The organism is Candidatus Accumulibacter contiguus, assembly GCF_012940005.1.
Taxonomy (GTDB): domain Bacteria; phylum Pseudomonadota; class Gammaproteobacteria; order Burkholderiales; family Rhodocyclaceae; genus Accumulibacter; species Accumulibacter contiguus.
In genome coordinates this window covers 1-1,073 of the sequence record NZ_SPMX01000119.1, presented here as the reverse complement: position 1 = coordinate 1,073, position 1,073 = coordinate 1, and the positions used below count along the sequence as shown (strand labels likewise).

Genomic DNA, 1,073 nt, shown 5'->3' with positions numbered 1-1,073 from the left:
CAACGCGGCGTCCCCGGCAAAGCAAGGCGACGAACCTCCTCCTGCGCTTGCGCACCCTACACCGACGATGTCTGGCGCTTTGCCACGGATCCCGGCGTTCCGTTCACCAACAACCTGGCCGAGCAAGCCGTGCGCATGTCCAAGGTCAAACAGAAAGTCTCCGGCGGCTTCCGGACCAAGAAGGGGGCCGATGCCTACTGCATCATTCACTCGTATCTCGCAACCATGCACAAGCAGGGCGCCAATCTCTTCCACGCCCTGATCCTCACTTTCCAGGGCCAGCCCCCTCAGCCTCGCCTCGCTTGAGCTTCGGCGTGGTCGCCCTGAGTAGTTACTCGCCGCCTTGTATTGAAGCGTCGAGTCGGCCAAGAAACAAAGGCAGGCATCGCCAACATTCATCTGCTATACGACATACGCTTGCCTGACGGCACCCAACTTGGGGACCGTCCCGACTTGGATGCACCGACGCTCGTGCTACCGGTGTCGATCCGCTATGAGAGCAACGAGCCACTCACCGTGGCCTTTGAGTTCGGCTCGACGTTGGCGCAGGCCGATGTTTTGAGCCACCTCAACCAGAATTCGTTGCACTACAGCAGTGCCATCTGGCGGTCGCTCGATGCGGCAACGATCACAACCATGCTTTCCTCGTATCGCTTCGGCAACCGGCCGCTGATTGAGCAGATTGATCCGTTGCCCGTCGCGGTGTCGGGCAACTATGTGATCTTCGGCTTCCCACTTAAAGCGGGACAGTCATGCTACCGATAGAGTCTGAGGATGAAGGGAGCTGAGGAGATGGGAACTGGTTGCCGCATCTCCTGTATCATCAGTTTTATGACAAAAAAAACTCTACGACTCAAGCCATACGGACAACCAGCCGCGTCATTTTTGCCGCACTTACAGACCAGGGAAAACGAAGCCTGCGTGCAGTGGGGGAATTAATTCATCGCCCGAAAAGCAGTGTTCATCGCCACCTGCAAGCGCAAGCCCGTAGGAACCGACATCCTGAATCGGGGTTTTGGGAAACCGAAGAGGGGGAGGCATGGCTGAGATTGCTGGTATTTGCTGTGCTGTAC

2 protein-coding genes and 1 pseudogene are annotated in these 1,073 nt (G+C 57.4%); all 3 read left to right on the top strand.

The window, feature by feature from the left end:
- A partial coding sequence (locus E4Q08_RS23445) for an IS66 family transposase (RefSeq protein ID WP_169072186.1) occupies positions 1–306 on the top strand: 306 nt, incomplete at its 5' end.
- Positions 307–417: 111 nt separating this feature from the next.
- The gene (locus E4Q08_RS23440) at positions 418–765 is read left to right on the top strand and encodes a hypothetical protein (RefSeq protein WP_169072185.1); all 348 of its coding nucleotides are present in this window, start codon (positions 418–420) and stop codon (positions 763–765) included.
- 38 nt (positions 766–803) lie between these two features.
- Positions 804–1,073, top strand: a pseudogene (locus E4Q08_RS24210) (hypothetical protein); the annotation flags it as partial.